The sequence below is a fragment of the Aminobacter sp. MDW-2 genome (assembly GCF_014250155.1).
Taxonomy (GTDB): domain Bacteria; phylum Pseudomonadota; class Alphaproteobacteria; order Rhizobiales; family Rhizobiaceae; genus Aminobacter; species Aminobacter ciceronei.
The window spans coordinates 11,967-35,656 of record NZ_CP060200.1 but is presented as its reverse complement, the minus strand read 5'-3'; the positions used below and the strand labels follow the sequence as shown (position 1 = coordinate 35,656).

20 protein-coding genes are annotated in these 23,690 nt (G+C 61.4%); 15 read left to right on the top strand and 5 right to left on the bottom strand.

Going from position 1 to position 23,690, the window contains the following annotated elements; all coding sequences use genetic code 11:
• The first annotated feature begins 17 nt into the window (after positions 1-17).
• The 15 genes from trbF to H5P29_RS31910 all read left to right on the top strand — a co-directional run bounded on the left by trbF (position 18) and on the right by H5P29_RS31910 (position 17,590).
• Entirely contained in the window at positions 18-680 is a 663-nt protein-coding gene (gene trbF, locus H5P29_RS31980; RefSeq protein WP_154386565.1) for a conjugal transfer protein TrbF, read from the top strand.
• Between the two features lie 41 nt (positions 681-721).
• Complete coding sequence (gene trbG, locus H5P29_RS31975; RefSeq protein WP_246188832.1) at positions 722-1,543, top strand: P-type conjugative transfer protein TrbG; 822 nt, start codon at positions 722-724, stop codon at positions 1,541-1,543.
• A gap of 2 nt (positions 1,544-1,545) precedes the next feature.
• Positions 1,546-2,007, top strand: a complete 462-nt coding sequence (trbH, locus tag H5P29_RS31970) for a conjugal transfer protein TrbH (RefSeq protein ID WP_154386567.1) — start codon at positions 1,546-1,548, stop codon at positions 2,005-2,007.
• A 10-nt stretch (positions 2,008-2,017) separates the two neighbouring features.
• Positions 2,018-3,325, top strand: a complete 1,308-nt coding sequence (trbI, locus tag H5P29_RS31965) for an IncP-type conjugal transfer protein TrbI (protein ID WP_154386568.1) — start codon at positions 2,018-2,020, stop codon at positions 3,323-3,325.
• Entirely contained in the window at positions 3,325-3,951 is a 627-nt protein-coding gene (locus tag H5P29_RS31960) for a hypothetical protein (protein ID WP_154386569.1), read from the top strand. Before trbI ends, H5P29_RS31960 begins: the two co-directional genes overlap by 1 nt.
• A 181-nt stretch (positions 3,952-4,132) precedes the next feature.
• On the top strand, positions 4,133-4,345 hold the full coding sequence (locus H5P29_RS31955; protein WP_154386570.1) for a hypothetical protein: 213 nt from the start codon (positions 4,133-4,135) through the stop codon (positions 4,343-4,345).
• A gap of 310 nt (positions 4,346-4,655) precedes the next feature.
• A complete protein-coding gene (locus H5P29_RS31950; protein WP_246670854.1) occupies positions 4,656-5,225 on the top strand; it encodes an STAS-like domain-containing protein in 570 nt (189 codons plus the stop codon).
• A gap of 5 nt (positions 5,226-5,230) precedes the next feature.
• Positions 5,231-5,578, top strand: a complete 348-nt coding sequence (locus tag H5P29_RS31945; protein WP_154386571.1) for a hypothetical protein — start codon at positions 5,231-5,233, stop codon at positions 5,576-5,578.
• Complete coding sequence (locus H5P29_RS31940; protein WP_154386572.1) at positions 5,572-6,744, top strand: DUF4417 domain-containing protein; 1,173 nt, start codon at positions 5,572-5,574, stop codon at positions 6,742-6,744. The genes H5P29_RS31945 and H5P29_RS31940 overlap by 7 nt, the downstream gene beginning before the upstream one ends.
• Positions 6,741-7,565 (top strand): hypothetical protein, encoded by an 825-nt coding sequence (locus H5P29_RS31935; protein ID WP_154386573.1) that lies wholly within the window; start codon positions 6,741-6,743, stop codon positions 7,563-7,565. The genes H5P29_RS31940 and H5P29_RS31935 overlap by 4 nt, the downstream gene beginning before the upstream one ends.
• Before the next feature lie 205 nt (positions 7,566-7,770).
• Positions 7,771-7,905 (top strand): hypothetical protein, encoded by a 135-nt coding sequence (locus H5P29_RS32860; protein ID WP_256438744.1) that lies wholly within the window; start codon positions 7,771-7,773, stop codon positions 7,903-7,905.
• 43 nt (positions 7,906-7,948) lie between these two features.
• On the top strand, positions 7,949-11,017 hold the full coding sequence (locus tag H5P29_RS31925; RefSeq protein WP_154386575.1) for an ATP-binding protein: 3,069 nt from the start codon (positions 7,949-7,951) through the stop codon (positions 11,015-11,017).
• The gene (locus H5P29_RS31920) at positions 11,014-11,493 is read left to right on the top strand and encodes a hypothetical protein (protein ID WP_154386576.1); all 480 of its coding nucleotides are present in this window, start codon (positions 11,014-11,016) and stop codon (positions 11,491-11,493) included. Before H5P29_RS31925 ends, H5P29_RS31920 begins: the two co-directional genes overlap by 4 nt.
• The gene (locus H5P29_RS31915) at positions 11,490-14,435 is read left to right on the top strand and encodes a DUF1156 domain-containing protein (protein ID WP_246670855.1); all 2,946 of its coding nucleotides are present in this window, start codon (positions 11,490-11,492) and stop codon (positions 14,433-14,435) included. The genes H5P29_RS31920 and H5P29_RS31915 overlap by 4 nt, the downstream gene beginning before the upstream one ends.
• The gene (locus H5P29_RS31910; RefSeq protein ID WP_154386577.1) at positions 14,432-17,590 is read left to right on the top strand and encodes a DEAD/DEAH box helicase; all 3,159 of its coding nucleotides are present in this window, start codon (positions 14,432-14,434) and stop codon (positions 17,588-17,590) included. Before H5P29_RS31915 ends, H5P29_RS31910 begins: the two co-directional genes overlap by 4 nt.
• Positions 17,591-17,674: 84 nt before the next feature.
• Here H5P29_RS31910 and H5P29_RS31905 read toward each other — a convergent pair whose 3' ends face one another.
• From H5P29_RS31905 to traA, 5 genes are read right to left on the bottom strand one after another with little or no spacing between them, the layout of a single operon-like run.
• Positions 17,675-18,061, bottom strand: coding sequence for a thermonuclease family protein (locus H5P29_RS31905; RefSeq protein WP_154386578.1), 387 nt, complete (start codon positions 18,059-18,061; stop codon positions 17,675-17,677).
• Positions 18,058-18,660, bottom strand: a complete 603-nt coding sequence (locus H5P29_RS31900; RefSeq protein WP_154386579.1) for a TraH family protein — start codon at positions 18,658-18,660, stop codon at positions 18,058-18,060. Before H5P29_RS31900 ends, H5P29_RS31905 begins: the two co-directional genes overlap by 4 nt.
• Before the next feature lie 11 nt (positions 18,661-18,671).
• Positions 18,672-19,895 carry a conjugal transfer protein TraB gene (locus tag H5P29_RS31895; protein WP_154386580.1) on the bottom strand — a complete coding sequence of 408 codons (1,224 nt, stop codon included), beginning with the start codon at positions 19,893-19,895 and terminating at the stop codon, positions 18,672-18,674.
• Positions 19,816-20,349, bottom strand: a complete 534-nt coding sequence (gene traF / locus H5P29_RS31890) for a conjugative transfer signal peptidase TraF (RefSeq protein ID WP_154386581.1) — start codon at positions 20,347-20,349, stop codon at positions 19,816-19,818. Before traF ends, H5P29_RS31895 begins: the two co-directional genes overlap by 80 nt.
• Positions 20,346-23,648, bottom strand: a complete 3,303-nt coding sequence (gene traA / locus H5P29_RS31885; RefSeq protein WP_185910479.1) for a Ti-type conjugative transfer relaxase TraA — start codon at positions 23,646-23,648, stop codon at positions 20,346-20,348. Before traA ends, traF begins: the two co-directional genes overlap by 4 nt.
• Positions 23,649-23,690 lie beyond the last annotated feature (42 nt).

The window sequence follows — 23,690 nt, the reverse complement described above, 5'->3', positions numbered from 1 at the left end:
GTATCAGGCGAGGCTAGATGGCGAAGCGAAAATACCCCGACAATCCGTATCTGGCCGCCCGCTATGAGTGGAACGAGCGCTACGGCAGCTACATGCGCGCGGCCTCGGCCTGGCGCACCGTCGGCCTGCTTTCGATGAGCATGGCGGTGATCGGGTTCGGCTATGCCCTCTATCAGTCGACACAAGTCAAGCTCGTTCCCTATGTGGTCGAGGTCGACAAGCTCGGCGCGGCTGTCCTGGCCGGCTTCCCCGCGCAGATCGAATATGCCGACGAGCGCGTTGTGCGCTCGATGCTCGGCGCCTGGGTGTCGAACTTCCGGTCGATCACCCCGGATGCGACCGTGCAGAAGGGATATATCGACCGCACCTACGCGATGCTGAAGCAGCAGGACCCGGCGACCGAGAAGGTCAACAACTGGTTCCGCAACAATTCGCCTTTCGATCGCGCCCGCACCATGACGGTCTCGATCGAGGTCAACAACGTCGTCGCCCTCTCGAACCAGAGCTACCAGGTCGACTGGAGCGAGATCGAGCGCGACCGCGCGGGCAAGGAACTACGCACCCGCCGCTTTCGCGGCATCGCCACCGTGACTCTTTCGCCGCCCCAGGACGAGGCGGTCATTCGTCTGAACCCGATCGGCCTCTACCTCGAGGATTTCGATTGGACAGCCCAGCTTTGAGAAACGCTCGCGGAGTAAGAGTAATGTTGAACCTCAAGAAAATGCACGCGGGCGTGTGTGCGGCAACCCTGTTGCTGGGCACGTTCGCCCTCAATGTCGCCGTTGCGGCCGATCAGCAGGGCCTCAGCGGCAACGAAGCGCGGGGAACCGGACTTTCCACTCAGTGGCAGGGCACGGCCGCGGTGATGACGCGGGGGCCGGACGGCAAGGTCATTTACCTCTACGGCCAAACGCAGCCGTCCGTCGTTTGCTCGCCCCTCCAGCTCTGCGAAATCGAGCTGCAGGCCGGAGAAGCCGTGCGTGACGTGCTGGTGGGCGACACGGTTCGCTGGAAGGTCGAGCCGGCAACCTCCGGCTCGGCCGAAGGCCAGAAAATCCACCTGATCGTCAAGCCTTCGGAACCCGGGCTCGAGACGTCCATGGTGGTGACGACATCGCGGCGCACCTACCACATCCGGCTCAGGTCGCATCATCGCGACTACATGGCCCGCGTTGCCTTCGAATATCCCGAGGACGTGCAGGCCAAGTTCGATGCCCTCAACGCGCGCGTCGAGGCGAGCATCATTCCCGGCGCCGGCGTCCCGGCCGAAAACCTGAGCTTCAATTTCACTATCAGCGGACAGGCCCGCTGGCGCCCGACCCGCGTCTACACCGATGGCGCCAAGACCTACATTCAGTTCCCCGGCCAGATGATGAGCGGCGATGCGCCGGTGCTGTTCGTCGTCTCGGGCGGCGAAAACCGTATCGTCAATTACCGGCTCAACGGCACGATGATGATCGTGGACTATGTGTTCGATCGCGCCGTGCTGCTTTCCGGCGTCGGCTCCCGCCAGCAGAAGATCACCATTTCGAGGAGGGGCTGATCATGCGCGCCATCCACCGACTTTCCCGTGTTCTGGCACTCGTTCTTCTCACCGGCGCAACAACCGGATGCACCACCACGGGGGGAGGATACTTCACGCCGACCGTCAGTGCCGATGCCGCCGATCTATCGCCGGCCGCGGCTGCGGCCGTCGCCGGCGACATGGTCTCCAAGCTCGCCGAGCATGTTGGCCCGGGCACCGGGACGATCGTCATCAAGCCCGACGATTCCGCATTCGGCCTCGCGCTCGAAGAGTCGCTGCGCGGCTGGGGCTATGCCGTTGCTTCGAACCAGGAGGCCTCCGGCGACACGATGATCCCGCTCGCCTATGTCATCGACACGTTCGAGGGCGCCGTCATGACCCGGATTTCGACGCCTTCGGTGGAGCTGACCCGCTCCTATGCGATGTCGGCGACCGGCGCGACACCGACAAGCCCGCTGTCTGTCATGCAGCGTACGACCTGAGGGGGGAGCCATGAGTTCGCTCGATCTCTCTCCCGGCGCCGAAGGCGGCGACGAGAAGCCCAAAATCCGGCGCTTGAACAAGCTGCCGGTCTTTCTCTTCATCGGCCTGGTCGTCCTTTTCTTCGGCGTTATCATTTGGGGCCTCTCGATCCGCGGCCTCAACCGGAGTGGGGGCCCGCTCGATACCTCGACCGGCGCGCCGGCGACCGATTTCGCCGACCAGCTCAAGCGCGGCGTTTCGGATGGCGTGATCGAGGAGCCGCGCCCCGCGCAGCAGATCCAGGTGGTGCAGCCGGTCGAACTGGCGGAAGACGAGCCGCAATCCACCAATCCTTTCCAGCGCCAGCCGACAACACCGCAACAGCAACAGGCGACGCCGGTCGAAAGTGAAGCCGACTGGCGAGAGCGGCTGCAAAGGGAACAGGACGAGCAGATGTTTCGCTTGCTGCATCAGCAGCGTATGGCCCGGCTCCAGGCCGACGATGCCGCCTATGACAGCCCAATCGCGATCGATATCGGTAACGTAGGGCAAGCCGCACAAACGGGAACGCCACAATCGACAACGGGGCAGGGGGCGCTTGGCGATCGCGCCGGCATGGCCGATCTCTATGCGGCTGCGCTGCGCGCTGGCGGCGCCGGGCAACAGGCCGATCCGAACAATCAGGCCGGAAAGGCAGACTTCTTCAATCAGAACATTGCCGATCTCGGCTACCTGCCGAACCGCGTCGTACCGCAGCAGTCGCCCTTTGAGCTCAAACGCGGCTCGGTGATCCCGGCAACGCTCGTGACCGGCATCAACTCCGACCTTCCCGGCCGTATCACCGCCCAGGTCAGCCAGAACGTCTATGACAGTGCGACCGGCCACCGGCTGTTGGTGCCACAAGGGGCCAAGCTCTTCGGCCGGTACGACTCCAATGTCTCGTTCGGGCAAAGTCGCGTGCTGGTGATCTGGACCGATCTCATTTTCCCGAATGGATCGACACTGCAGATCGGTGGCATGGCCGGCGTCGACGCGCAAGGCTATGGCGGCTTCCGCGACCAGGTCGACAACAAATACCTGCAGACCTTTGGCTCGGCGATCCTCATCGCATTGATCGGGACGGGCATCGACATGGCCGTGCCGGAAAGCTCGACCCTTGCGACGCAGGACACCGCCTCGGATGCGGCACGAAGGAATTTCGCGGAAAGCTTCGGGCGGGTAGCGGATCAAACCATTTCCCGGAATCTCAATGTCCAGCCGACCCTCACCATCCGCCCGGGCTATGGGTTCAACATAATTGTGGAGCAGGACATCATTTTCCCGGGAGCCTATCGCTGATGGCGAAGCTGTTTTCGCTCGCCCGCAATGCCGCCGCGGCTATCGCGGTTGGAGTGTTTCTGACCGGTTGCCTCGTGCTGGAAACCATCGACGCCACCATCGTGCTCGAGGGGTACGAGTACGACATGCGTGTCGAAACCCGCCTCGCTGATCCCCGTGTCGTTAAGGCGCTTGCCGACGGCCACGTGCTCACAGAACAGGAAGAGGACCGGATGCGGGCGGAAGAGCGCAAGGCGGCTCGAATGCCCGGCTTTGAGAGCTTCACCTACGCCGGGGAAGGGCGCTTCGATCTCATCGTCAATCTCACCGGTGAGTTGGATGCAAACGGGTCCGCAATCGGCGTCCCCAACACGCGGGCGAAGTCGCAAGCCGACAATTTCTTGAGCATTCGGCGCATGGACGACGCAACCATTGAAGTCAGTACCCCGGAGATCCCGGACCGGGCCCGCGCCGAGCTCGATCAGATCGCCATTGTGCCCAACGGAACGCTGAATGTGACCGTGTCCGGCACGGTCATTGAGACCAATGCCGACGAAACGCCCGGGCTCTTCGGTGGAGCGTATCGCTGGAACATCTCGTCATGGGATGACCGCGTGTTTCTCAAGTTCAACCCCGCTGTTGACTGACACGGGAGGAAAGTCCTTTCAACATCCCGATGCTCTAACATCCATGGAGAGCGTGCTTGGGCCCGCGAAGGCGGGCCGCTACCGTGACCGGTTAAAATTTCTGCGCACCGTCATCGCGAGCGAATATTTCAACGACGCGAGCGCATGGCTCGATGACCCCGCGTGCCGCGAAGGAGGATGAATGCCCCGCTACTATTTCCACATCTTTAGCGACGACGTGGAATATCCCGACCGAAAAGGTGAGCCCCACGATGACGACGCTCGAGCGATCGCCATGGCACGCCAGATCGTGTCAGAAATCGCCGAAGAACCGGAGCATCGCGAGATCGAGGTAAAAGTGGTTGGCCGAAATGGACGGGCGGTCGCAACGGTCGATATAAAGGGCCTAAAATAGCGACGCAGCAAGTTGTCAAAGTGCCTTTAGGCGTCGACCTATGAACCTTTCGCCGCCCGTTCCGGTCATAAATCTCGACGTCCACCGCGATTGCTTCGCCGAATAACCGTTCCTGACTTGGTTTCTCTGTCGCCGCCTGAAATTGCCTTCGTCGTCGCGGCGGACGATCCTCGAGTGATGCGACCATAGCAATTTCTGCTCACACCTTGCCCCCAAAAACACGCGGGTAGGCAGCATTCCACCGGACCATTGACTCCGAATGCAGCACTCACTATCTATCTCACGTGAACAACGTGAGGAACGTGATTCTATGAAGATCGACATGCTGGCCATTGGTGGCAGCGACGTCCTCGCCGGGGCGCTGAACGGCAGGTCGGCGCTGAACGAGCTTTTGAATACGTCGGCCGCCGAACCAGCAAACCCGGAGCCGGTCTTTCTCGATTTCACCGGCATCGAGGTCGCGACGGCTAGCTTTCTGCGCGAGAGCGTTCTTGCCTTCCGCGATATTGTCAGGGGGCGACGCTCGAAATTCTATCCGGTGGTCGCCAATGCCAATGATACAGTGCGTGAAGAGCTGCTGGAGTTGCTGATGCCCCGCGGAGATGTATTGATGTTGTGCGCGCTGGATGAGGCGGACGCAGTAACAATGGCCGCCCCGCTCGGTGAACTTGATCCGAAGCAAAGGCTCACTTTCGACCTTGTTCACGAGCACGGCGAGACTGACGCCGGCGCATTGATGCGCGAGTACGGCAAGAGCGAGGGGGTAAAACACACGACGGCTTGGAATAACCGGCTGGCTTCCCTCGCATCTCTTGGCCTCGTCATCGAAACGAGCCAGGGCCGCGCCAAGCGCTATCGGCCGCTGTTTGAAGGAGTGTAGAGACCATGGGGGCTGAATTCATCGAAAAGGCGGCGCCGAGCTTCAAGAAGGCGTGGGACCGCGCACGGGTAAAGCTCGCGACGGCCGACCTGTTCACACGCGTCCCCGATAGCGCCGCAAGGACGGCGGAAGCCGACATCATCGGCAACGCCAGGCTCAGCACCGGGGACCAGCTTACCGTCGAAAACAAGAACGGGACGCTGATCGCCCGACGAGGCATGAGCGATGTCGCGCGCTTCACCAATCCCGCGCCGGAACTCGTACTGGCCGTGGCCGCCTCCTGCGGCATAGCCAAGGGCACGGTGCTGGATGTTCATCCCATCGCAGGGGTCGCGGAGATCTCACTATGCTGACCCGTTCCGATCCCGCTAAAGTCAAGCCGCAGGCACCCCGCCATCGGCGCAATCCGCGTCGCGAGCGCCGCCTCTGGCACGATCCCGAAGTGGCGAGCGCAGCCCTCGGCTGCGCCACCTGCCCGGAGAAGGAGATTTGCGGCGGGCTGCGGCTGAACACGCCCTTCATGGACTGCCTGCAGTTCTGCTGCGGCAATCCGGAAGGTTGCGACCGCGTCTGCCGCAACCATCCTGACTTCGCCGATCGCTACCGTGAAATCGGCGGCTTCAACCTCTATAGCGTGCCACGCGCCCCTTTGCTCAATGCGGTTGGCCTGCCCCGCCTTGTCCCAGTCATCTATCACCCCACCGCGCGCAGCATGCCGCCCACTGCCGCGACCGTAGCGCTTCCGCTTTACCGTATGTTCGACCGGCGTACCGGCCTACCGCGCTTTGTGAGCCGCGACGCGCTCGGCGAGGCATTCGGCATTGGCCATCAGGCGTCGGTGATGCTGACCGGTACTGACATCGACCGCCCGCTCGAGCGCTGGTGGGGGCTCGGCGAAGCCGGCCGCCGGCCGATCATCCAAGCCCTCATCGCCGCCGGCGTCGGCATGGTGACGACGCCGAACTACAGCCTGTTCATCGACCGGCCGCGGTGGGACGACTTGCACGCGATGAAGCGCATCGCGATCGTCCATGAAGAGTTCTTGCGCGAGGGCCTGCCGGCCGCGCTCCATGTCAACGGGCGCACTGAAGCAGACTTTGCCCACTGGATCGCCTTCCTCGCCGCCCGGCCTGAGGTCACCCATATCGCCTATGAGTTCACCACGGGCACCGGCTGGTCCGGGCGGCGCGAGCAGCACGCGGCTTGGCTGGCAGGATTGGCCCGGGCCGTCGGCCGCCCGCTGCACATCATCGTACGCGGAGGCACCGACGTCCTGCCGGTGATTGCCCGCGCATTTTCGGGGATCACCGTTCTCGACACGTCAGTGTTCATGAAGACGATGATGCGCCAGCAGGCCTATCCCAAGGGCAACGCTGCCCTTGGCTGGCGAGGCGCGCCGACAGCACAGGGGGCCCATGTCGACCATCTGCTTGAAGCGAACTGGCAGGCGACCGACGCGTGGATTGGCGATCTGATCGCCTCCTCACGTTCGGCTGAATCGGCGCCGATGGCCGGATGACGGAAACCGAGCCCGCGATATTGGATTTCAGGATGCTCGACGGGCTGGCCTTCGCGGCCGCGCGGGGCCGCTTGAACGAGGCCGCCATTCCCGCGCTCACCGCGTCCGAGATCGGCCCGCTCTTCGAACTCTCGAACCTTGCCGACGACGGCTTACTTCCCGCACCGCACGTTGCCCTCTGGCTGACCACAAATCTTTTTGGTCCGATGCTGGACGCCATCAGGCACGGCACGCGAGAGTGGGTCTGCCCGCAAACGCGGCGCGCGGGCTTCCTAAGCACCGCCACGCCGCACGACATCAACGCATGGACGACCTTCGGTCTAGCCGCCCAGCAAGCTGCAACGGCGGAAGGATTTCCCAAGGCCATTGCCGCCCAGCTCACTGCCGCCATGGGCGAGCTTCACAGCAACATCTACGAGCATGCGCAAGAGCCGCAGAGCGGCATCGTCGCGTTCCGCGCCTCAAAGGGAAAATTTGAGTTCATATCATCCGATCGCGGCATCGGAGTTCTGAATAGCCTGCGCAGCAACGCGGCCTATGCTAGGCTCAATGATCACGGCGAAGCGCTGCGCTTGACGCTCACCGACGGCATCTCGCGGTACGAACACCAGGCGGAACGCGGCCACGGTTTTCGGCCGCTATTCATCGGCCTTGCCAACCTGAACGGCGCGCTGCGCTTCCGCTCCGGCGACCATGCCCTACTGATCGACGGCAAACAGCCCACACTTATGACGGCTCGCCCGGCACAGAAGCCCCAATTGAGAGGATTCTTTGTGTCGGTAAGTTGCGCGGTGAACGGCCATCCTCGACACGGCGCCTGATCATCACCAGGCATGCTGCTGGGAATTTCGGTGGAACACAGCGTGAAAACGGATTGGCAAGGCTGTCCCGAGCAATTCGACAATTGTTTTAGATAGGCCGTCACTCTAGACTGAGGTGATAGGTTCCTATCATAGCGCGGTGAACGGGATGACGGGTCGCATAAAGGCACGTACTAGCAAGCCCATCATCAAAGAGAAGCGACAAATGCTGCTTCATCTGGACAGCGACGTGATCAAGGATCTGAAAAAAGCTGCTGTTGATCGCGAATCGACGGCATCGGCGATCGCAAATGAAGCGATCGAGACTTGGCTCAAGAAGAACGAGCTTCGCGGAGGGTGACCGATCGGTCTAAGCCGGCGGTCAAATCGGGGTTGGGGTAGGCATGACAATTCCAAATGTATTTGAGCTTTGCAGGCCTCGCGAGGACGTGGAAAAGGGAACAATTGCTGACAGCGACTATGCGGCCAATCTCGCGAATGTCCTGACCGGTCGCGCCTCGCGCGACTACACCGACGCTCCAACGTTCTTCACGAACACTTATCCCACCGAGGGGCTGAAAGAGCTTCTTGTCAACGTCTGTGGCCGACTGTCTGGCCGCGGGGAAAGCGTGTCAGCTGTTTTCCGCCTCGATACCTCGTTCGGCGGCGGTAAGACGCACGGCCTGATTGCCCTTGTACACGCAGCAGCAGGGATGCAGGGTGTCTCGAATACCGCGGAATTCCTCGATCCAACCCTCGTGCCAACCCAGGCCGTCCGCGTTGCAGCCTTCGATGGCGAGAATGCCGATCCGGCGAACGGTCGGCCGATGGGCGAGGGAATCCGCGCCCACACGCCTTGGGGCGAGATCGCCTACCAGCTGGCTGGGAAGGCTGGATACGAGATCGTGCGCCGATCAGACGAGCAGCGAATTGCTCCGGGTGCCGACACCATAAAGGAACTATTCGGTTCCGATCCAGTGCTCGTCGTTCTCGATGAGCTGGGCGAGTACCTTCGGCGAGTTCAAGGCATGGGTGGGCGCGATCAACTGACCGCCTTCCTCAAGGCGCTGCTGACCGCGATCGAGAGCACCCCGCACGCGGCAATCGTGTATACCCTTGCGGTTCGATCCGACGGCAAGGGCGTGGACGCCTTCGCCGACGAGAACGAATTCCTCGCCAGCGCCATGTCGGAACTCGAAAGCGTCTCCGGCCGGAAGGCGACCAACCTCAATCCGACACGGGATGATGAAACCGCAAAGGTCATCCGACGCCGCTTGTTTGCGTCGATTGACGATTCCCGCGCGACGGAAGTGATCAACGGTTATCGCGAACTTTGGAGCATCCATCGCGACATTTTATCGGAAGAAGCCAGGCGCTCGACCACCAGCGCAGAATTCGCGCAGACCTATCCCTTTCACCCGGACGTTCTGGATACGCTCACCGGGAAAACGGCCACGCTCGGCGGCTTTCAACGCGTGCGTGGAATGCTGCGCATTCTGGCAAAGACCGTTGCGACCGTCTGGGCAAGCCGTCCTTCCGATGCGTCCGCGATCCACCTGCATCACGTCGATCTGGGATCGGATGTCATTCGCCGGGAATTCACGACGCGGCTGCAGCAAGGCGCCTTTGTGCCGGCGATTCTCAATGACATTGCTGGGCCGCCCGAGAAACTGGCTTTGGCCCAAGAGCTGGACGCGAAAAACTTCAAGGGCCTGCTGCCTTATGGCACCTACGTCGCCCGCACAATCTTCATCCACACCCTCGCGTTCAACAACGACCTTAAGGGCGTCGCAGCCGACCACTTGCGCTATTCGATCCTCAGCCCTGCAGCGGACCTTTCCTTCATCGACGATGCGAGGACGAAATTTCGCGCGGAATCCGCCTATCTCGATGATCGGCCGAACGCACCGCTGCGCTTCAACGCCGAAGCCAACCTAACGCAGGTCATCGGTCGGGAGGAGAAGAACATCGATCCCGGTGAGGCGCGCACCCAGCTTGTGGACAGGGCAAAGGCGATCTTCGGCGGCCAATCCTTCGACCTCGTGCCTTTCCCCGGCGGGCCATGGGATGTCCCGGACGACGTATCGGACGGCAAGCCGCGGCTTGTGCTGCTTTCTCACGACGCGCTGGAAATCGGCGCCGATCTTCGCGAGATGCCCGAGATCGTGGGACGCATGTTTGAGCGCAAGGGCGCCGACGGCAACGGCCTGCGGTCCCTGCGGAACAATCTGGTTTTTGTCGTCGCGGACGAAACCAAAGTGAACGAGATGAAGCGCGCGATCGTGCGCCGCCTGGCCCTTCAGGAGCTTAAGCGGCCCGAGCGCGTCAAGGAACTTGCCGAGCACCAGCAAGCTAAGGTCTTCGAACTCGAGAAGAAGTCCGAGACAGAGGCGGCTATAGCGATCCAGCAGTGCTATCGCCACATCCTCTACCCCTCGCGCAATGCGCTGAGCGGCACGGGCTCGGTGCAGCTAGCGCATTCGGTCATCGATATTCAGAATGCCTCCGAGCGCCCAGGATCAGGCCAGCTTCAGGTCGTTCGCCAGTTGCAAAGTCAGAACAAGGTTCGAGACGCTTCCGACTCGCCCGATTCCCCCTCCTACATCCGCGACCGCACACCCTTGAAGAAAGGGCAGATGACGACGCGCGATCTTCGCGACGAATTCCGCCGCGACCCCTCACTCTCGATCCTCCTGTCGGATGACGTGTTCCGCAAGGCGGTCCGAAAGGGCATCGAGGAAGGCGTCTATGTCTACAAGCGCGGCGATCTCCTGGCCGGGCAAGGCGATCCGATGCCGTCGATCAACATCGATGAAGAAACGACGATCTTCACGATGGACTTCGCCAAGACCAAGGGCGTGTGGCCTCGGCCGGCGCCCGCGTCGGCGGCCCAACCCGCATCGGCCGGAACTGGCGCTTCGATTTCGGGCGAGCCGCTCCCGCCGATCGGCGGAGCACCGGGCGAAGGCTCGGCGGTCGGCTTCGGCGAACGACCACAAGGTGGCCCGGATGGAGCTGCCGTCGCAAATGCCAAAGTGTTCACCGCCGAGGGCGTCTTGAAGGAAGCACTACGGAAGGTGATCGAACAAGCCAAGACCGCGAAGCTCGAAAAGGTAGATCGCGTGGTGATCCGCCTGTTCGAATATGGTGACGCCTTCAAGCTGATCCCGATCGCAAACACCGTCGCTGGAACAAAACGGTCGGTGAAGCTCACGGGCAGCTTCATCACAACGCAAGACAGCGAGATGCAGTTCGAATTCAGCGGCGTGGCGCAAGATGCGTCGACGATGAAGGACTACCTCGAACCTCAGTTCAGGGCGGCGAAGGAGACCGATCTGCAAACCAGTATTTCGTTTGATTTCGAAAACGGGCTCGCGCTGGATGGGGATGCCGCGGACAAATTCATCGAAAAGCTGACGCGCTTTGCGAGCGCGGCTGCGTATGTCGAAGCAACGGCGGAGGTGAAGTCATGAATGTGCCGCGCCGCAAGGACGAATTCATAATGGTGTCGAAAACCCAGCCCGTTTACGAACTGCGCGCCCGTCGCCATGGCCCTGGCGATACCGAGGTTGAAGTCTGGCAACTGCCATCGATTGTGACTCCACAGATCACCGCTCCGATCCGCCTTGCGGGCCTTCGCGGACGTAATCTCGAACTGGCTGAACACCGGGTACTCAAGCGCCTGAAGGAAAGCGGCATCCGCCTTGATCTCCTGCCGATCGAGGGCATGGGATCGGCTTTGTCGGAAGAAACCGCGCTGCGCCTCGCGCTGCTGTTCCGGACGCTCGCCCCAATGCGTAACCGCGACAACATGCGCCTCGTCGCCGAGGGCATCGAGGTAATGGGCAAGGAAGAAGCTGGCTATTGGCTCGGCATGTCGGTTCACCGCAAGAATCCGCGCCGCGTGCTGACTGCGCTCCGCATCCTGCTCACTGACCCAGCGAAATGATGGAAGATGAGCGTATGTCGGATGTGCGGCTGATTGAACGTTGGTTGCCGATCGCTGAAATAGGCATTGAGAGTCTTCGGGAACGCACGCCAATGACGCCGTTCCCTGCTCCCAACCGCTTGCACGTCTGGTGGGCGAGGCGCCCTTTGGTTGCGTCCCGGGCTGCCGTGTTGGCTTCGTTGTTGCCAGCCAATGCCGACCACGATGCCTTTCTCCATGTTCTGGGCATTCACGGTGATCCAATGGCGTCGCGCCGACGGATCGACCGGGCAAAGCGGATTGGCGAACGATTTGAAGGCGAGGCCTACACTTACAAGCGCGCTTTCTCATATTCACCTTCTCCATCGGAAATGGCTGCAATCCGAAGGCAGATTGGAAGCAACATATCTGTCCTCGATCCGACGGCGGGCGGCGGAAGTATTCCGTTCGAGAGCAGTCGGATGGGCTTTAAGTCGTATGCCAACGATCTCAACCCAGTAGCAGCTACGATTCTGAAGGCGACAGTAGAAACTCCGCAGCGTTTCGGCGTGAAACTTCTGGACGAGTTTGATGAAATCTCAAAGAAATTCGTCGCGCGACGCGAGGTCCTCCTTCGTTCGGCATACCCGCCTGAGCCGGAGAAGAACTGCGTTGCGACCAATTATATTTGGGCACGCACGATCTCCTGCCCGTACTGCGCGGGAACGATACCGCTCTCTCCGAACTGGCGCTTGAATGGGGCCGGCCTTGGGGTTCGATTGAAGCCCCATTTGGGCATTGGACCAGGGACCACTGGTCGCTTCTGCTCATTCGAGATCGTGACTAACATTTCAGAGCATTCGGCTGGAACCGTTTCCGATGGCGACGCCACTTGTCCCTTTCCAGATTGCGCCCGCGTTATCGATGGCGACGAGGTCAAGCGCCAGGCACAAGCCGAAGGAATGGGCGATCAACTGTTCACCGTCGTATTCAAGCGGCGCATCGAAACTAGGCTCAAGTCTGGGAAGCTTGGCAAGCCGAGATGGGAAAGGGGTTATCGAGCTCCTCGCACGGAAGACAGCATCGAGGCGGATATTGCCGCCCAAATAGATAGGAAGCTTCCAGAATGGGAGGCGCTTGATGTCATCCCAAGCGAAGCATTCCCTTCGGACACAAATGACGATCGACCACGTCAGTATGGTATGCCGCTTTGGCGGGATATGTTCTCGCCACGCCAGCTTCTTGGTCATGGACTGGCATCCGAGATTTTTCGTGACATGGTTGAGGAAGACAGACTCGCCGGTCGTCTGACTGATGTTCGCCGGGCCGCCTACATCTATCTCAGCTTCAGCCTCGATAAACTCCGCGACTACAACTCTCGAATGACACGGTGGCACGGCAATCGCGAAATCATGGTCAACACCTTTGATCGCCATGATTTTGCGTTCAAATGGTCGTATGCCGAAATGGTCATTACCACGGATAGTGTTGGTTATGATTGGGCTATCGAACAGACCGCGAAATGTATCAAGGAGCTTGTAGAGCTATCGACACCTACAGGGTCCAAAGATGGACCACTCTTTGGAGGAGAAAAGGTAGCGCCGGCCGAAGTTGTAATCTCGTCAAAGTCCGGCTCTTCTCTTGATCACATTGCCGACGGCTCAGTCGATGCTGTCGTGATGGACCCACCCTATGGCGCGAACGTTATGTATGCGGAGCTGTCCGACTTCTTCTATGTGTGGCTGAAGCGCACCGCGGGGCTAGTTGCGCCCGAGCTTTTCACAAGACGCCTTACCGACAAGCAATCCGAAGCAGTCGCCAACAAGGCCCATTTCAAAGGCCAGAAGGGCGCCGACGCGCTCGCGAACCGCGACTATCAGGAAAAGATGGCCGCGATCTTCGCGGAAAGCCGGCGAGTGCTGAAACCGAACGGCATCATGACCGTGATGTTCACGCACAAGGACACAAGTGCGTGGGATGCGTTGACGAAGGGATTGATCGAAGCGGGCTTCATTATCACCGCCTCCTGGCCGGTGAATACCGAGGCCGAAGGCTCTCTCCATATCAAGGACAAGGCCGCCGCCAACTCCACAATCTTCCTCGTCTGCCGCCCGCGCCCGGCAGATCAGGGCGACGAGACGACCTATTGGGAAGATGTCGAGCCGCTGGTGGCCAAGGCCGTCCGCACCCGGGTTGAAGAATTCCAGAAGGCCGGGATTACCGGCGTCGATCTCTATCTCGCGTCCTTCGGGCCCGCGCTGGAAGAATTCTCGCGCCATTGGCCGCTGAAGCGCGGGACACCGCGACCCGAACCGCTGGCGAAGAGACGCCGCAAGCAGGCCGAACTATTCGAGGAAGAGTTCGATCCCTACGCGGTGACGCCGGAAGACGCGCTCGATGCCGCACGTCGCGAGGTCAAGACGTGGCGGTTGAACCAGCTCACCCATACCAAGGGACGTGGCGATCTCGATGCGACCACCTCGTGGTTTGTGCTGGCCTGGGACGCGTTTAAGGCGCCGGTGTTTAGCTACGATGAAGGCCTGCGGCTCGCCCGTGCAGTGGGCGCCGATCTCGATGGCCAACTGATTGGCAAGGTCTGCGAAAAGAAGGGCTCGGATATCAAGCTCTGGGATAGCGCCACGCGCGCTGCCAAAAATGCACTCGGCCCCGCCGACGGATCGCGCGCCATGATCGACGCGATCCACCATGCCGCCCATCGTGGCAGGACGCGAACCCTAGAAGCGGCTTTCGATCTTCTCAAGGATGCGGGGATCGATGGCGATTCCCAATTTCTGGCCGCTCTCGAAGCCGTGCTGGAAGTTCTGCCACCCTCGCGTAACTTTGTCGGCTTCGATGTTGCCACCGGCGATGCAAAATCGGCGGCCGATGATTTCGACGCCCTTGAGAAGCTGCGTCGTCTCGCCTTCTCCGACAAGGTTGATGAGCCCCAACAGCTATCGCTCTTCACAGAGGAGGCTGCTTGACGCTTCTGCGCGACACCGCATGGCGCCTCAAATATACACCGGACGATGGTGACCTCGTCCGGCTATTCTATGTGCCTGCGTTGCGCTCGGCCACTCGATACGATCGCCTTACAGGCTATTTCTCGGCACGCGCCTTGGCGCTTGCTGCCCGGGGCGTCGAAGGGCTAATCGTCAATAATGGGCGGATGCGCCTGATCGTCGGCTGCACTCTCGGCGAAGAAGAGGTTGCGGCCATCGAGCGCGGCGAATCTCTCCGCGACGCCGTTGAACGGACGCTAATCAAGATGCCGATCTTGACGGCCGATCCGCGGACGATCGATGCCCTCGAACTTGTCGCCTGGATGGTGGCCAACAGCTTTCTCGATGTGAAGCTTGCCGTGCCCTGCGACCTCGACCGCCGGCCGATCCGCGACGACAGCATCTTTCACGAAAAGACCGGCATCATCGAGGACAAGACCGGCGATCGGATGGCCTTCAACGGTAGCATCAACGAAACCGAATTCGGTTGGACGCGGAACTGGGAAAGCTTCAACGCCTTCACGTCGTGGAATGACGGCCCGCGCGTTGACGAAGAAGAAGCAAGCTTCGCGAAGCTCTGGGCTGACCGCGCCCGCCGGGCGATCACGCTTGATGTGCCAACGGCGCTGCGCGAGCAACTGCTGACCTTCCTGCCCGACCCCGAAAAATTGCCTAAGCGCCTCGCTGAACACGACGACCAATCGACGGGACCATCGGCACCCAGACCGACTCAAGGACCGGCCCATGATGATGAGCCAATCACTATTGGGCCGGGGCCAAGTGTTTCGATCGATGAAGAACGCCAGGCCGTTTGGGAAAAGATCGCCAACGCTGCCGTTCAAGCCATCGGCGGCGATCGCGTGGGCGAAGCGACTTCCGCGGTCGTGCCTTGGCCGCATCAAATCCGCGCCTATCATCGCCTCTATGACAACTGGCCGCCGAAGCTTCTGATTGCCGATGAAGTTGGTCTCGGGAAGACGGTTCAGGCCGGGCTGCTGCTTCGCCAAGCTTGGTTGGCGGGCAGGATCAAGCGCGCGCTGGTCCTCGCGCCCAAGAACGTCTGCAAGCAATGGCAGATCGAACTACGCGAAAAGTTCAACCTGAATTGGCCGATCTACGATGGCCAGAAATTGACGTGGTATCGGTCGCCGGCGCGGGATCATGATTTCGAAAAGCCGGTGTCTCGCGAGGCGTGGCATCGTGAGCCATTCGTGATCATGTCGAGCCATCTCGCGAGGCGCCAGGATCGACAACGCGAAATTCTGGAAGCGGCCGATCCGTGGGATCTCGTTGTCCTTGATGAAGCGCATCACGCCCGAACGAAGGGCGCTGGAACGCCGCAAGCCAAAGGCCCGAACCGGCTTCTCCAATTGATGCGGTCGTTGCGGCGTCGAACGGACGGGCTAATCCTCCTTACCGCAACACCCTTGCAGGTCCACGCCACGGAACTCTGGGATTTGCTCGACCTGTTAGGCCTGCCGCCTGAATGGACACCGGATGCCTTCGTCCGCTTCTTCTCAGAAGTCGCGAAGGAACCTGTAACCAACGAAAGCCTCGATTGGCTTTCGGCGCTCTTCCGGGCGAACGAGGCCCATTTTGGAGAAGTCTCGCGGGCGGATGCGGAACGGCAGACCCGGCTGAGCGGACTGAAGACCCGGAAAGTCCTCCAAGCGCTGCGCGATCTGGTTTCGATACCGCGCCGGCAGCTTTCGCCGGAAGAACGCCGCACGGCGATTGCGATCATCAAGCGATCGACACCGGTCGGCGCGCTCGTTTCGCGCCACACACGCGAATTGCTGCGCAAATACTTCAAGGCCGGCAAGATGTCGGCTGCCATCGCAACGCGGCAAGTCGAAGACCGCTTCATTCCGCTGTCGGTAGAGGAAGGCGACCTCTACCAGCAGGTCGAAACCTACATTTCCGAGACATACAATGCCGCGGCGCCTGATGCCCGCAACGCCGTGGGATTCGTGATGACGATCTATCGCCGGCGCCTTGCGTCAAGTTTCCATGCCCTTCGGCAGACGATGGAGAAGCGAAAAGGTGGTGTAGGAGGGTTTCTCACCGCAGCCGATGAAGCCAGGATCGATGAGGACGTCGCCGACCAAGTCGAGGCCGGCGAAGAAATAGATATCGAAACTGTGTCAGAGGACGAGCGACGCGCCCTCGCGTTCGAAGAGATCGCGACCATCGAAACTATCGTGGCTGATATCACACTGCTGCCGACCGACACTAAGGCCATCGAGCTTTCGAAGGTTCTGGCCGAGCTCAAGGGCAGCGGCTATCCGCAGGTGATGGTGTTCACCCAGTTCACGGACACGATGGATTATCTTCGGGACCTGCTTGTCGGCGCCGGAAACTCGGTGATGTGCTTTTCCGGTCGCGGCGGTGAAGTGCGCAACACCGATGGCACTTGGAGGTTGATCACGCGCGACGATGTCAAACGGCGCTTCAAGGAAGGCCGTTCCGAAGTCCTGGTGTGCACCGACGCAGCTGCCGAAGGTCTGAATTTCCAGTTCTGTGGTGCTTTGGTGAATTACGATATGCCTTGGAATCCGATGCGCGTTGAACAGCGGATCGGGCGCATTGATCGCCTCGGTCAGCGGTTTTCTGATATTCGGATCATCAACCTGCACTACGAAGATACGGTCGAGGCCGACGTCTATCGCGCGCTGCGCAGTCGCATTTCGATCTTCGAAAAGGTTGTAGGCGGGCTTCAACCAATCCTCACGCGCTTGCCACGGCTCATCGAAGAATCGGTCTTGTCCACCTCGAACGCCCCTGACGCCAAGCGCAATGATGCTCTTCAGGCGCTCGAAAATGCGATATCTGCAGGGGACGATTCTGCCCTCAACCTCGATGAGTTCGCGGATGAAGACCTCGAGGTGCCGGTCCGTCTTGATCCGGCCATAACGCTTTCCAATCTCCGTGCCGTTTTGGACAGGCCGATATTGCTGCCGCTCGGGACAGAAGCTGTTCATCTCGACGAGAAGGATTACCGCCTCGTCGATGGATTTTTACCGCATGCGGTGCGTATCACCGTAGACCGCGAATTCTACGAGATGCACGCCGATAGCGTGGAGTTCTGGACCCCTGGCAGTCCAACATTTCCGGATTTGGATATCTATCGGCGCTGACTCACCTAAATGCGGTCATCTACGGATGGTCCTACATTAGCGGCGCATCTTGACTGACTGCGAAATCCGCGAGAGCTCGGCTGGCTACCCGCCAGCATCGCCTAAACACCACGGCTCGCGCCGGCCGCTCCAGATTCTGGCGAGGCCTTCACTGACGAGAATGTCGCCGACGTCCCTGCCGTTGACGCTCACGCTCGCAAGCGTGCGGCCATAGCGGTCCGTGCCTTGGCGCAGGACCTCGACGCGCTGACCCTGCAACAACTCCGCCAGTCGATGTTTTGAACGCTGCGCCAGATCGCTTTCATAGGCACACTGCCCCTCAATCTCCGGCGCATCGATGTTGAAGATGCGGATCGCCTCGGACTCCTGCGTCATCCCGAGCCGCAGGGAGTCCCCGTCCCAGACACGGATTTCGGCCGGTTCGCACGACAGTACGCAAAGCATGATGGTGACGACGACGTGGATACTCATTGCTCTTTATTGTTGCTGCTAATTCCGGAGAGATCGATGCGGATACCGGCCTTGTTCGGATCTTCCTCCGAAAAAGGCGGCTCCGATGGGCCGGTGCTCTCTGCCGCAACCCGAGCGCCCTGCTCCGCTGGCTGCGGCTCGGCAAGCTCGGTTTCGCCGGGGTCGGACTCATAGAACACCTGCTTTCCGTCGAACCACCCGGTCTTGTAGGCGAATATCGCCTCCTCAAGGACCTCCTGGGCGGGTGCTCCATACCATTTGGCGACGATGCGATAGACCTTGGCAAAGAGCGCGGTGCCCATGCCAATGTTCTTGCAGGAATCGAGTAGGTCCGGGCTGAGCTCGGAGATGTCCTGAATGCCGAGGCCGGCCGGGTACTGAGTCACTCCTACCCTGACAATCGACTGACCCAAATTCTGCTGGATGAGTTGCATCGCCTCGTACTCGGTCGATGGTTTCGGTACAAGGATGATGCGCTCCCCTGCCCTAACGGTGACGGTCAGATGGTCGGCACCGCCGGCCTCCTCGATGAATTTTTGCACGATCTCGACCTTGAGGCTGGGATCGGCACATTGCTGGATCAGTTCGGCATCGATCATGGTTCCCTATCCTATTCGTTGAACGCCATCACCAGCGGCAGGCCGAACAGCGAAGCCCACGCCTGCGCGCTCGACCGCTGGATGGCGACGATATTGGTGTCGCCGGTCCACCAGGCGTTGCCGGTTGCGACAAGCGCGTCCGGCGCGAAAAGCATCGACTGGATGACGGGCCAGATGATGAGCTGTTCGTAGCAGATCAGCGGCGCAACCCTCAGCCCGGCGAACTCGAAGACCGGATTGGCGAACAACCGCGCGTGCGCCCCGCCGGTCGTCCAGGGTTGCCACATGGAGACCGGGACCGGCATGCGCTCGCGGTAAAGGATATCCGCGCCCTTCCCCGAAACCCCGATCATCACATTGTCGTAGCCGACGGGATCGACGATCGCCGCACCGCCATTGACCAGGATGTCGAGGCTGGAAAGCTCGCGGGTCCAAAGCCGCTCTGTGGTGGCGCTCCACAAGCCCATGGCGCTTTCCGGCAGGATCACGACACGCGCGCCGTCGCTGGCGGCGGCCTCGACCAGCTGTATCGTCGAGACCTGCTGACGGTAGTCGGCATACTGGCCCGAAGCTTCGAACCTGAACCTGGTGTCGATGCCCCGCCAGCCTTCCGGCTCGGCCGGAAGCGTCCAATTAAAGGCGGACCAGGCGAAGGCGAGGGCTGCAACGCCGGCCGCAATCGGCCATAGGCGGGTCGTCATCGTGATCAACAGGGCGGCGGTTGCGGCAAGGCCGAACCAGGCCCAGCCCGGGAAGAGAATTCCAGCTGCGGTGATCGGATGTGCCCAACCGACGGTCCCGAACGGCGGCACGCTCATAAGGACGGCCGCTATCGCGTAGCGAAGTGGCTGGCGCCAGCCGCCACGCGACGTCCAGAGTGCAGTGTGGACGGCAACGAACATGAGCGAGGCGGCAAGCCAGAGGCCAAGGCCGATGGTGAGCTGCGCCCCGAAAAAGATCGAAGCGCCCTCCGGCAGGCCGCGCGATGCGCCGAGAAAATGCGCCAGCGCGACCAGGGCCGCGACCGTGCGCGACGGAGCGAGGGCCCAAAGCGCAGGGAAGGCTATGCCGAGGGCGAAGGTGAGCGGATGCCCACTCCACCCTATCGCTCCGGTGGCAGCGCCGCCGGCGGCGAATAGAATGGCCTGCAGAAGGCTACGGCGTGAAGGTGAGGATTTCCCGTGCGAGGCCGAGGATGCCGTCGGCAGGAAGCGGCCCAAAATATCTTGAATCATAGGAACCACCGAAATCGGAATGAAGAAACACTTCGCCCTTGGGCACGATGCCGCCCATCCAGGGCTTCATCGGCCGCCCCTCGGTGTCCTGTGCGTGAACGGTCGAAGCTGCCAAGGGCACATCATCTATGATGACCTGGCCCTCGACGCGGATGGACTGTCCGGCCAATGCGACCACGGTCTTGATGAGCGGCGCTGTTCCGGCCGGGCAACGACCTCTGGGCAGATAAAAGCGCTCGCGGGCGAGATCGACGGCAGGACCGGAAGGCGGGCAGATGAACACTCTGTCGCCGACCGCAACCGGGCGGTCCAGCGTTTCTATCTGCCAAAGGCCAAGCGGATAGGAGGGCGTGAAGTTCACGCGATAGCCGCCCCATGCAAAGGCTGCCGCCATCGAACCGAGAAGCACGGCGCCGGCGCCGATGATCGCAAGCGCCCTGCAATGTCTCGTCATCGGCTCATGCCCTGATCGCGGACCTGGCTCTGAGCCCGCGTCTCCTTCTGCGCCCGCTCATAGGCCGCAACGCGCTGGGCGGCACTGAAGCTCGGCCAGGCTGCCACCAGTTTCGAGCGGTCGCCCTCGGCGACTTGTGCCGCGGCTGCATCATAGGCCGGCCCTTTGGCCTCTTTCGAGCCAAGGAATGCCCGTTCCCCAAACCGCTGGTCGAGCGCCTTGTTGAGCTGGTCGATCTCTGCTTTCGCCATTTTGTCAGCAAGGGCAAAACCGAGCGCGGCCGAAAGGTCGTTGCGATCGATCGCATCGCGGATGCGGTCAAGCACGCCCTGCGCCGATCCGGACAATGCAGGAATGTCGACCCGGCTGCGATCGCGCTCGCGTGACAATTCGACGGTGCGAAGATCTCCGATCTCGGCGCGCAGCCGCACATATCGGGCAATATTGTCCTTGAGTGCCGGAACGTTGTTCAAGGCCCGCTGCCGCTCGGCCTTCGCGTCCGATGAGGCAAACATGCCGGTCTTGCCGCGCATCGCGCCGAAGGCTTCCGGATCGCGACCGAGCTGGTCGACGATGCGGCTTTGCGCTGCCTGCCTTTCCGCTACATTGGCGCTCATGATTGTGGAAAGGTTCATCGCATCGATCGCGCCATCGGGCTTCTCATAGACTTGAGTGACGCGGTCTCGAAGCTGGGTCCAGGCATGGGTGAGTGTGGCGTCTGATTGCAATTTGGCCTCCACGAGCTGCGGGATGGATTGCGCCCAGGTCGCGAGGCCGCGAACCCAGGGCTGGGAAACGGGAGAGGCAGTCGCGGCAGCCGCTGCCTGACGATCGGCGGCACGGCCGAACCGCCCGATGAAGCTTGCGAGCCTGGCGGCGGCCGTCTCGAGCCGATCGCGCTGCTCCCTGATCCAACGGAGCTGGTTTTCGACAAGGGCTTTCGCCACGCGCGCGCCGTGGAGGCCGCGGCTGTTGGCGTAGGAAAGCGCCTGCTCGTAGAGCTTCGATCCGGTGAAATCGAGCGTCGTGTCCTTGGCCCCGCGCTTCGACAGGTTCTGAATGAGCCCGCCCGCCTTCTCGAACGAGCGTCGTCCGAAATAGAGTTTTGCGTCATGCCGGTGCCGGGTCATCGCCACATAGGTCAGATGCCTGTCGAGCGAGAGGGTCGCCAGCACCTTCACCCGATCGATGGTGGCGCCTTGGGACTTATGGATGGTGGTCGCATAGCCATGATCCACATTGCGATAGAACCGCTGGTCGATCTCGACGCGCCGTCTGTCGTCTCCGATCTCGGTCACGATACGGCCCGTCTCGGCCTCGACAATGCGGCCGATCATGCCGTTCTTGACGCCAAGCGAACCCTCGTTCTTCAGGAACACGATCTGGTCGCCGACCGCGAAGTTCCGCATGCCGTCTTCCGTGCGGAAGGCATGGCCGTCTTCGATCAATCCGCGCTCGAGGAGCGCGCCACGCGCCAGCTCGTTCAGTGTCCGCACATCGTGGCGAAGATGCGCAAGGATCAGGCTCGACCGGTTCGGGTCGTAGTCGGCAATCCAGTCGCGAATGAGCGCGCTGACCGCCTGGTCCTTCAACTCCATTCCGACCAGGCGTCCCTTCCCCTTATAGGCGGAGATCGCCGCCCCGATCTTGCCTCGGGCAAGATCCATCGAGGCATCGCGCATCCACTGCTCACGCTGGCGGTAGATCGTGCCGAGCTCGGCATAACCGACGCGATCGGCAAGCGAGCGGAACGCAGCGCCCGCCTCGATCGGCTGTAATTGGTCGGCATCGCCGACAAGAACGAGCTTGGCGCCTGCATGGGCAACAGCAGAAACGAAGTCGGCCATCTGGCGCGACGACACCATGCCCGCCTCGTCCATGACGAACACGCATCTGTTGTCCAGGTGAAGGCGGCCCCCCTCCCATTGGAGCTGCCAGGACGCGAGCGTTCGCGACGCAATGCCCGCCTCCTTCTCCAGCCCCTCGGCGGCCTTGCCCGCGAGCGCACCGCCGACAACACGATAGCCGGAAGCCTCCCATGCTTCGCGCGCGGCCTTCATCATCGTCGTCTTGCCGGCGCCGGCGCGGCCGACGATGATGGCGAGGCGCTCGTTACCAGTGATGCGTTCCAGGCCGAAGCTCTGCTCGTCGGAAATCTGCGCATGGCCGGCAACGACTTCGGCGCGCGCGCTGATTGAGACGCCGAACCGGCCGTTCGTCGCAAGATGCTCGGCCTGGTTCCCCATCTCGGCCTCAATGCGGATCATGTCGCGCGTCGCAAAACGCTCCGGCAATCGCTCGCCGGTCTCGGGATCGACGCCCTCGACTTCAATCCTCACGGCCTCCGGACTTCCCATGACGCGCGCCAGCAAGTTGGCGAACTGGCCGGGATCATCGACATAGCGGTGCAGATATTTGGCGACATCGCGCTCGTCGAAGACGCTCTTCTCGCGCGCGATCGCCTCCAGCACGATCTCCGGCCGGCGCTCTATCCGGCGCGCATTCTCGCGCCGCGTTTCCTCGTGCAATGCGAGCCGTTCAAGCCTGGCCGCGCGCCCTTCAGCCTCCGCTTGCCGCTGAATGTTTTTGCTGGCAACACCGATATGCGAAGTCGGTTCAAGGTCGATGCCACGCTCGGCATAGGAGCGGCCATCGACGCGAATGTCATGGCCGTTCAATTCCAGATGCTTGTTCTGCGCGGCGTACCAGGCCTCGCGCATAGCGAGGAAGTCCGCCTTGTCACCGGCCCAGAGCTTGTAAACGATCTGGCCGGATTTCGACCTGACCGGCCGTCCGTCCTCTGCGATGACAAGCACCTTCTTGCCGCCGAAACCGTCTTCCGTCAGCGGGCGCAATGTCGTCATCAGATGCACATGCGGATTGCCCGGCGCGTCATGGTAAACCCAGTCCGCAACCAGCCCTCGCGTGCTCACATGTTCCGCGACGAACTCGCACATCATTGCGATATTCTGCTCGGCGGTCAGCTCGCGCGGCAGCGCCAGTATGAACTCCTTGGCGAGCTGAGCGTCCTTGCGGGTCTCGAACGCCTCCACCTTATTCCAGAAGGCTTCGGACGCGCCGGCAACCGAGCGATCGGCAATAAGCGCCCTTGCCCAGTCCGGCGCATCGCCCGGCAACACAAACTCTTCATGGACCATTCCGGGCTTGCGCGAGAAGTCTGCCACCCTGCCCTCGCGCTCGTTCTCCATGCGGGCGCAATGGCGATACGCAGCCGCCGCAACAGCACTGCGGCCTTCGCCGCGGCTGATCAATTGGGGTGTGAAGTGCGTGATCGCCACAGGGCAGGTGCTCTCTCGATCCGAACGCGAATGCTGTTCGGT